General features: G+C 71.9%; 5 protein-coding genes, 3 tRNA genes and 1 pseudogene. 5 read left to right on the top strand and 4 right to left on the bottom strand.

Annotation, left to right across the window (positions count from 1 at the left end; translation table 11 throughout):
- The first annotated feature begins 71 nt into the window (after positions 1-71).
- Complete coding sequence (locus AC3ET4_RS16915; protein ID WP_431950094.1) at positions 72-1,460, top strand: RNA polymerase sigma factor; 1,389 nt, start codon at positions 72-74, stop codon at positions 1,458-1,460.
- Between the two features lie 58 nt (positions 1,461-1,518).
- On the opposite strand, the gene AC3ET4_RS16920 is transcribed toward AC3ET4_RS16915, so the two are convergent.
- From AC3ET4_RS16920 to AC3ET4_RS16935, 4 genes are all read right to left on the bottom strand, one after another.
- On the bottom strand, positions 1,519-3,417 hold the full coding sequence (locus AC3ET4_RS16920) for an ABC transporter ATP-binding protein (protein ID WP_431950096.1): 1,899 nt from the start codon (positions 3,415-3,417) through the stop codon (positions 1,519-1,521).
- Positions 3,418-3,470: 53 nt separating this feature from the next.
- Entirely contained in the window at positions 3,471-5,219 is a 1,749-nt protein-coding gene (locus tag AC3ET4_RS16925; RefSeq protein ID WP_431950098.1) for an ABC transporter ATP-binding protein, read from the bottom strand.
- 69 nt (positions 5,220-5,288) lie between these two features.
- Positions 5,289-6,743: an FGGY family carbohydrate kinase gene (locus AC3ET4_RS16930; RefSeq protein WP_431950100.1), complete on the bottom strand. Its 1,455-nt coding sequence runs from the start codon at positions 6,741-6,743 to the stop codon at positions 5,289-5,291.
- Between the two features lie 89 nt (positions 6,744-6,832).
- On the bottom strand, positions 6,833-7,132 hold the full coding sequence (locus AC3ET4_RS16935) for a YtxH domain-containing protein (RefSeq protein WP_431950102.1): 300 nt from the start codon (positions 7,130-7,132) through the stop codon (positions 6,833-6,835).
- A 177-nt stretch (positions 7,133-7,309) separates the two neighbouring features.
- On the opposite strand from AC3ET4_RS16935, the gene AC3ET4_RS16940 reads away from it, so the two are divergent.
- The 4 genes and pseudogenes from AC3ET4_RS16940 to AC3ET4_RS16955 all read left to right on the top strand — a co-directional run.
- A tRNA-Asn gene (locus AC3ET4_RS16940) sits at positions 7,310-7,382 on the top strand.
- 14 nt (positions 7,383-7,396) lie between these two features.
- Positions 7,397-7,469 (top strand) — tRNA-Asn (locus AC3ET4_RS16945).
- A gap of 168 nt (positions 7,470-7,637) precedes the next feature.
- Positions 7,638-7,711 (top strand) — tRNA-Ile (locus tag AC3ET4_RS16950).
- 1,019 nt (positions 7,712-8,730) lie between these two features.
- Positions 8,731-9,471 (top strand): annotated as a pseudogene (locus AC3ET4_RS16955) (S8 family serine peptidase); the annotation flags it as partial.

Raw genomic sequence — 9,471 nt, forward strand, 5'->3', positions numbered from 1 at the left:
CCGCCCTCGGTCACAGAAAAGCCGCGCACGCCCCTCGTGGGCGCGGTGTGCCGTACGCCACACTGGGGGCGGTGCAAGAGTCCTCGGAGCGCGGGCTGCGGAGCGGTGTCGACGGTGACGCCACCGGGGTACCGCTGACGGCGAACTCCCGGACGGGCCGCGGCGAGGGCGCCGCGACCGTTCCGTCGGCGCGCGTCTCCGAATCCGTGGCCGTGCTCACCGTGGAGGTCGCTCCCGTGCACATCCGGACCCTGACGTCCCCGGCGACCCCGGCGACCCCGGCCGACGACCTGCTGGAGCGCGTGCCGGCGCAGAACCACGCGGCTGTGCACCCCGAGGCGGCGCCCGAGCCCGACATCGAGGCCGAAGCCGAGCCCGACATCGAGCCCGACATCGAGGCCGAAGCCGAGCCCGACATCGAGCCCGACATCGAGGCCGAAGCCGAGGCGCTCTCCGGCCCCGTGCCCGCTCCCGACCCGGACGCCGATCCCGACGTGTCGGATCCCGGCCCGGGCCCCTTGCGGCGGCAGCCCGGCGGTGAGGTCACCGGCCCGTCCGCCGACCTGTTCCGCCAGTACCTGCGCGAGATCGGCCGGATACCCCTGCTCACCGCCGAGGAGGAGGTCGAGCTCGCCCGCCGGGTCGAGGCCGGCCTCTTCGCCGAGGAGAAGCTGAACAGCGCCGCCGACCCCGACTCCGAACTGGCCGTCGACCTCGACCGGCTGGTCGTCCTCGGCCGGATGGCCAAGCGCCGCCTGATCGAGGCCAATCTCCGCCTGGTCGTCTCCGTCGCCAAGCGCTACGTGGGCCGCGGCCTGACCATGCTCGACCTGGTCCAGGAGGGCAACCTCGGGCTGATCCGCGCCGTGGAGAAGTTCGACTACGCCCGTGGCTTCAAGTTCTCCACGTACGCGACCTGGTGGATCCGCCAGGCCATGAGCCGCGCCCTGGCCGACCAGGCCCGCACCATCCGGGTCCCGGTCCACGTCGTGGAGCTGATCAACCGCGTCGTCCGCGTCCAGCGCCGCCTGCTGCAGGAACGCGGGTACGAGCCCACCGCCGAGGAGGTCGGCGCCCACCTGGAGATCTCCCCGGAGCGGGTGACCGAGGTGCTGCGCCTGGCGCAGGAGCCGGTGAGCCTGCACGCCCCGGTGGGCGAGGAGGACGACGTCGCCCTCGGCGACCTCATCGAGGACGGCGACGCCGCCTCGCCCATGGAGACCGCCTCCTTCCTGCTGCTGCGCGAGCACCTGGAGGCGGTGCTGTCCACCCTCGGCGAACGCGAGGGCAAGGTCGTCCAGCTGCGCTACGGCCTGGTCGACGGGCGGCCGCGCACCCTGGAGGAGATCGGCCGGATCTTCGGCGTCACCCGCGAGCGCATCCGGCAGATCGAGTCCAAGACCCTCGGCAAGCTGCGCGACCACGCCTTCGCCGACCAGCTGCGCGGCTACCTGGACTGAGCACGCGAGCCCCCGCCGGCCGGGCCGGCGGGGGCTCGCGTCGTGGCCGGGCGGGCGGTCAGTCGACCTCCGCGACCGCCTGGGCGAACTGCGCCGCGTACAGCCGGGCGTAGGCACCGCCCTTGGCCAGCAGCTCCTCGTGCGCGCCCTGCTCGACGATGGCGCCGCTCTCCATCACCAGGATGACGTCGGCGTCGCGGATCGTGGACAGGCGGTGCGCGATGACGAAACTGGTCCGGCCGTGGCTGAGCTGCGCCATGGCCCGCTGGATCAGTACCTCGGTGCGGGTGTCGACCGAGCTGGTGGCCTCGTCGAGGACGAGGATCACCGGGTCCGACAGGAACGCCCGCGCGATGGTGATCAGCTGCTTCTCGCCGGCGCTGACACCTGTGCCCTCGTCGTCGATGACGGTGTCGTAGCCGTCCGGCAGGGTGCGGATGAAGCGGTCCGCGTGCGCGGCGCGCGCGGCCTCCTCGATCTGCTCGCGGGTGGCCCCCTCCGTTCCGTACGCGATGTTCTCCGCGATCGTGCCGCCGAACAGCCAGGTGTCCTGCAGCACCATGCCGATACCGGAGCGCAGTTCCTCCCGCGGCATGGCCGCGATGTCGGTGCCGTCGAGGGTGATCCGCCCGCCGGTGACCTCGTAGAAGCGCATGAGCAGGTTGACCAGGGTGGTCTTGCCCGCGCCCGTGGGGCCGACGATGGCCACGGTGTGGCCCGGTTCGACGGCCAGCGACAGGTCCTCGATGAGCGGCTTGTCCGGCTCGTAGCGGAACGCCACGTCCTCGAAGCGGACCTCGCCGCGCCGCTCCCCGCGCGGGCCGAGGGACTTCGGCTCCGGGCTCTGCTCCTGCGCGTCGAGCAGTTCGAAGACGCGCTCGGCGGAGGCGACCCCGGACTGCACCAGGTTCGACATGCTCGCCACCTGGGTCAGCGGCTGGCTGAACTGCCGGCTGTACTGGATGAAGGCCTGGACGTCGCCGATGGACAGCGCGCCGCTCGCCACCCGCAGCCCGCCCACCACGGCGACCAGGATGTAGTTGACGTTTCCGATGAACATCATCGCGGGCTGGATGACGCCCGAGATGAACTGCGCCCGGAAGCCCGACTGGTAGAGCGCCTCGTTCTGCTCGCGGAACGCCTGCGCGGACTCCTCCTGGCGGCCGAAGACCTTCACCAGGGTGTGCCCGGTGTACATCTCCTCGATGTGGGCGTTGAGCCTGCCCGTCGTCGCCCATTGCCGCACGAACTGCGGCTGGGCGCGCTTGCCCACCGCGGTGGCGACGAACACCGACAGCGGCACGGTGACCAGCGCCACCAGCGCCAGCAGCCAGGAGATCGAGAACATCATCACCAGCACGCCCACGATCGACAGCAGCGCGAAGATGATCTGCCCCATCGTCTGCTGCAGCGTCTGGCCTATGTTGTCGATGTCGTTGGTGGCCCGGCTCAGCACCTCGCCGCGCGGCTGCCGGTCGAAGTACGACAGCGGCAGCCGGGCCAGCTTCTCCTCGACGTCCTGGCGCAGCCGGAACACGGTGCGCTGGATGACCGTCGTCGCGAGCCGGCCCTGGACGATCGCGAAGACCGCCGCGGCCACGTAGATCGCGAGGGCGGTCAGCAGCACGTGGGCCACGGCGTCGAAGTCGATCCCGGCGCCCGGGGTGAAGTCGGCGGACTGCAGCAGGTCGGCGAGGGTGCCGCTGCCCTGCTGCCGCAGGTGCTCGATCGCCTGGGCCTTGTCGGTGCCGGCGGGCAGCGAGCGACCGAGGACCCCGGCGAAGATCAGGTCGGTGGCCTTGCCGAGCACCTTCGGCCCGATGACGTTGAGGGCGACGCCCACCGTCGTGCAGGCCAGCATGGCGACGACCAGGGCGCCTTCGGGACGCATCAGCCCCAGCAGCCGCTTGCCGGAGCCCTTGAAGTCCATGGACCGCTCGGTGGGCTGGCCGTTCATGAAACGCATCGGACCCGCCGCGGGTCCTGGCCCCCTCCGGGGCGCGGGGACGCTCATGCCGCCTCCTGCTCGGTGAGCTGGGAGAGCACGATCTCCCGGTACGTGGGACTGCTGTCCATCAGTTCGAGGTGGGTGCCGGTGCCCACCACACGGCCCTCGTCGAGGACCACGATCCGGTCGGCGTCGCGGATGGTGCTGACCCGCTGCGCGACGATCACGACCGTCGCGTCCGCCGTCTCCCGGGCCAGCGCCCGGCGCAGCGCGGCGTCGGTGGCGTAGTCCAGCGCGGAGAAGGAGTCGTCGAAGAGGTAGATCGAGGGCCTGCGCACCAGGGCCCGCGCGATGGCGAGGCGCTGGCGCTGGCCGCCGGAGACGTTGGTGCCGCCCTGGGCGATCGGGGCGTCCAGTCCGGAGCCGCCGCCCTCCTCGGCGAGCCGCTCCACGAAGTCCCGGGCCTGCGCGATCTCCAGGGCGTGCCAGAGGTCCTCGTCGGTGGCCTCGGGGTTGCCGTAGCGCAGGTTGGAGGCGACCGTCCCGGAGAACAGGTACGGCTTCTGCGGGACCAGGGCGACCGTCTCGGCGAGGTGCACCGGGTCCAGTTCGCGGACGTCGGTGCCGTCGATCAGCACCTGGCCCCCGGTGGCGTCGAACAGGCGCGGCACCAGGCCCAGCAGGGTCGTCTTGCCGCTGCCGGTCGAGCCGATCACCGCCGTGGTCTCACCGGGCCGGGCGAGCAGGTCGACGCCGCGCAGCACTTCCGCCTCGGCTCCCGGGTAGGCGAAGTCCGCGGCGCGCAGTTCCAGCTCGCCGCGCCGCGCCGGCAGCCGTACCGGCGCGGTGGGCGGGGTGACGCTGGGGTCGGTGCCCAGCACCTCCTCGATGCGCTCGGCGCAGACCTCGGCGCGCGGCACCATCATCACCATGAAGGTGGCCATCATGATCGACATCAGGATCTGCATCAGATAGCTGATGAAGGCGGTCAGCGCGCCGATCTGCATGCCGCCGCTGTCGATGCGGTGGGCGCCGAACCACAGCACGGCCACGCTCGTGATGTTCACCACGGCCATCGCGACCGGGAACAGCAGCGTCATCGTCCGCCCGGCGCGCAGCGCGACGTCCGTCAGGTCGTCGTTGGCCCGGCGGAAGCGTTCCTGCTCGAAGTCGTCCTTGACGAAGGCACGGATGACCCTGATGCCGGTGATCTGCTCGCGCAGCACCCGGTTCACCGCGTCCAGCTTCGTCTGCATGGAACGGAAGAGCGGACGCAGCCTGCGCACCAGCAGCAGCACCAGCACGCCCAGCACCGGCACCACCGCGAGCAGCAGCGAGGACAGCGGCACGTCCTGGCCGAGCGCCATGATGATCCCGCCGAAGCACATGATCGGCGCCGAGACCATCAGCGTGAAGGTCATCAGCACCAGCATCTGCACCTGCTGGACGTCGTTGGTCGTCCGGGTGATCAGCGAGGGCGCGCCGAACTGTCCGACCTCGCGTGTGGAGAAGCGCTGCACCCGGTCGAAGACGGAGGCGCGGATGTCCCGGCCGACGGCCATCGAGGTGCGGGCCCCGTGGTAGACGGCGCCCACCGAGCAGGCGAGCTGGACCAGGGTCACGGCGAGCATGATGCCGCCGGTCCGGAAGATGTAGCCGGTGTCCCCCTTCACCACCCCCTCGTCGATGATGTCGGCGTTCAGGGTGGGCAGGTAGAGCATGGCGAGGGTGGCCACGAGCTGCAGCACGACGAGCGCGTACACGGCGCGCCGGTAGGGCAGCAGATGGGGGCGGAGCAGACGGATCAGCACAACGGGCGAGCATATAGTCCGATGGTTGCCCCAGGCATATGATTTACCGGCTCATGGCCGACCCCAGGCTCAACCTGGGAAAGCCGCCGGATGCGTCTGCTCACGCACCGCGATGTACTGCTGCCGCACCGAGTGCCCGATCGGCCCGTCGTCCGGCCCGGGATCGACGACGGTGAAGTCCGCGGGATGCCACTGCGGCGGCTGGTCAGGCCCGGCCGTGCCGTTCACCACACCCAGCGACCACGCAGCCTGCCGCGCCGCGCCAAGCGCCGCGTACTCGCCCGGCGGCGGCACCACGATCCTGGCGCCCAGCAGGGCCGGGGCCATGGCCCGTACGGCGGGCAGATCACCCGCGGGGCCCAGCAGGAAGATCCGGCGCACCTCCACCCCGCGCCCCCGCAGCACGTCCAGCGCGTCCGCCAGCCCGCACAGCATCCCCTCGAACGCCGCTCGCGCCAGGTGCTCGGGCTTCATGCTCTCGCGCCGCAGCCCGTGCAGCGTCCCCGCGGTGTGCGGGAGGTCCGGCGTGCGCTCGCCCTCCAGGTACGGCAGCAGCACCAGGCCGTACGAACCCGGCGTGGAGCGCATCGCCAGCTCCGACAGGCCGGCCAGGTCGGTGCCGAGCAGCTCGGCGGTGCCGCGCAGCACCCGCACGGCGTTGCGGGTGTGCACCACCGGCAGATGGCGGCCGGTCGCGTCGGCGAAGGAGGTGATGGTGCCGGTCGGGTCGCTCAGCGCGTGGTGGTGCACCGCGAAGACCGTCCCGGCCGTGCCCAGCGACACCACCGCGTCGCCGGGCCCCACGCCCAGACCGAGCGCGGCCGCCATGTTGTCCCCGGTGCCGGCCGAGATCAGCAGCCCCTCCGGGGTCCGGCCGGCCGCCTCGGCGGGGGCCAGCACCTCGGGCAGCTGCACCGGGTGGCCGAGGGCCAGCTCCACGATGTCCGTGCGCCACCGGCCCGCCGCCGCCGACCAGTAGCCCGTGCCCGAGGCGTCGCCGCGGTCCGTCGTACGCCGTGACGGGCGGCCCATCAGCTGCCAGACCAGCCAGTCGTGCGGCAGCAGCACCTGGGCGGTGCGCTGCGCCGAGGCCGGTTCGTGCCGGGCGAGCCAGCGCAGCTTCGCCACCGGGTACGCGGCCTGCGGCACCGCCCCGACCGCCTCCGCCCAGGCGCCGGGCCCGCCCAGCTCCGCGGTCAGGTCGGCGGCCTGGATCTGCGCCCGCTTGTCGTTCCACAGCAGTGCGGGCCGCACCAGCGCCCCGCCGGCGTCCAGCGCCAGCACCCCGTGCTGCTGCCCTGAGACACCGATGGCCTCCACGCCCTCGAGCATCCCGCCCTTGGCCGCCTCCCCCAGCGACAGCAGCCACGCCTCGGGGTCGATCTCGGTCGGCAGGGCGCCGCCCTCACCGCCCGGCAGGGGGTGCGGGGCATGCGTCTGACGGAGCACGGCTCCGCTGCCGGTGTCGCACACGACCACCGTCGTGCCGGTGCCCGAGCTGTCGATGCCCGCCACAATCGCCATGCGGGCATCATGCCGCACCCGGCGCGGAGGGCGGAAAACCGGGCGTCCGCACCGAAGCCCGCCCGCGCCGGACCGGGGCCGGATCGAGGTCAGGTGTTGCTGGTGCCCCAGTCGTCCTCGACGGCCGAGCCGTTGCCGCGCACCCGGCGCAGCCGCTCCGTGACCGCGTGTGGCAGCCGGTCCCCGACCTTGGCGGTCACCGCGTCCACGGCCTTGACGGCCGCCCCGCGCCCCGCCTGCCCCGCGGACTCCACGGAGTTCCGCACCGCCGGGTTCTGCGCGAGGCGCTGGGCGCTCTTGCGCAGCTGCTCGTACCGGTCGCGGCCGGCCCGCGCCCCGAGCACGTAACCGACGGCGACCCCGCTGATGAACGTCAGCCGGTAGCGCATGGCTCCACCCTCTCCTCGTCTCGGGGCTGTGCTCCGCGCCTACCCGTGGTGGCCTGCGGACAACCACGCAGATACCGGTTGGCGGAGCACCCCCCACCTTGCGCTAATGTATGTGTCGCAGCGAGCGCACGCCGTCCGGGATGCCGGAAACGGGTGCATTCGGTGCAAGCGGAGCGATCCCCTGTAGCTCAATTGGCAGAGCAGCCGGCTGTTAACCGGCAGGTTACTGGTTCGAGTCCAGTCGGGGGAGCTCGCGCTCCTCTATCCCCTGTAGCTCAATTGGCAGAGCAGCCGGCTGTTAACCGGCAGGTTACTGGTTCGAGTCCAGTCGGGGGAGCAGCGGTCAAGGGCCCCCGCGGGGGCCCTTTTTCGTACCCCGGGGAACCGATCGCGTGGCGCGCGGCGTCCACCGGGTGGTGCGAATGCCACCCGCGAGGGCGACAGATCGTATGAGCAGCTATGCTGCGGCAGACGGCGTGCACGAGATGGTGACGGCACGCCGTACGGGGCGGTAGCTCAGCCGGTTAGAGCAGCGGACTCATAATCCGTCGGTCGTGGGTTCGAGTCCCACCCGCCCCACCGGAGCACGACGAGGTCGCCGCCCTCGGATCCGGGACGATCGGCCACCGGCGTCCCGAGGATCCGGGGCCGCCTCCCCGAGGGCGGCCTGCTCACCCGGCGTGGCGGCGCGATGCGCCGGAGCGTGGCCTGACGGCCCGCACGGCGGCCGCACACCATCAAGACACCGCCGACTCGCGTCCGCCGCTCCCGGGGCGGTTGTCGCCGGACACGTACCCCGGTGCGCAACCGTCCCCCTCCCCGCCGACTGCCGGCCCTACGGGTGCCCGGTCCGAACCGTCGGTCAGTTCGCCGTGCGGAGCGCCCGGATGGCGTCCGAGCCGTCCGCGCGCACGCACAGCGCGTGAACCGGCCGCAAGCGGCCGGCTCGGCGTCGCGCCCGGCCAGGCGGTGGCCGGTTGTCGCTCGCCCGGATCGGCACACAACTCCCGCCGCGAATATGAGAGTTCAGTGGCGAACGGAATGCGCCGGGAGGGTGTTGGGAGTCGTGTCCACGCGTGTTCCGGGCGGACCTGGCGGCAAACGGCGCACATCAGCGGTGGTTGTTCTCGCGGAGACCGCAAAACCGGTCCGGGGTTCAGTGAGAACGGTGGAGCGGCCCCCGGTTGCGGCGCCTGCGATGAGGGCGCGGTCGCTTGCGGCGGGGCAGGTTTGCGGACGAAGCCGCGGGCAGGACGGACCGGGCTGCGTCCCTGCTCGCGGGGCCGTTCGCGGCAGCACCTGTGTGCGGTTCGCGGAGTCGGAGTGAAGTGCCGCGTCGACGCACGCCGTTCGCGACGCGTGTGGGGCGATATCCGAATTTTGGAACACATCTGGCACTGTTGCGGAACTGTAAATTCTCGGCGTGATCACATCGGGCGCTTCCCCGCACTTCCCCCCTTTCGGCACGCCCGGCGCCGTCCATTTACGCCGTAGGGGCGCTGTTTCCCGAACGCCCAACTTGTGCTGCCTGTAAAGAACTCCGCCTTCTGTTGCACAGTGGTCGAACTCTCAGCACCGACAACGTGAACAGGAAGCCCATGTCCTTCGACCACATACGCGGGAAGGGGCGCGTGGTCCGAGTCGCCCTCGCGGCGGGCCTGGTGGCCGCGCTGACGACGACCGGAATCTCGGCCTCCAGCGCATTCGCCGACACCGCCGGCGACCCGGCGGACGCGGCGGTGAAGACCGCTCACGACAAGCTCGGAGCGGCCGACGCCAGACTGCTCGCCGAGGCCAAGGCCGGCGGCGACAAGACCGTCACCTTCATGATCGCCACCGAGAAGGGCTCCACCGAGCAGATCTCGGACGCGCTCGACGCCCTCAAGGGCGCGTCGGTGGACCGGACCTACGACAGCCTCGGCTACGTCCGCGCCACGGTCCCCATCGGCACGGCGGACGCGGCGATCGCGGCGGCGCAGAAGCTGACGTCGGTGCAGGCGATCGACCTCAAGCAGGAGATCGTCCTCGACGACCCGTCCCCGGCGCCCGGCGGCGGCAAGGGCTCCCCGGCGGGCCCGGGTCACGGTCCGGGTCACGGCCCCGGCCAGGGCCCCGGCCACGGCTCCACCACGTACCCCGGTCCCGATGCGAAGACCCCGGCGAAGAACCCCTACCAGCCCGCCTTCGAGACGGGCGCGGTGGACTTCGTCAAGGACCACCCGAAGGCCGACGGCCGCGGCATCACCATCGGCGTCCTCGACTCGGGCGTCGACCTCGGCCACCCGGCGCTTCAGAAGACCAGCACCGGCGAGCGCAAGATCGTCGACTGGGTCACCAGC

Source organism: Actinacidiphila sp. bgisy167, from assembly GCF_057707665.1.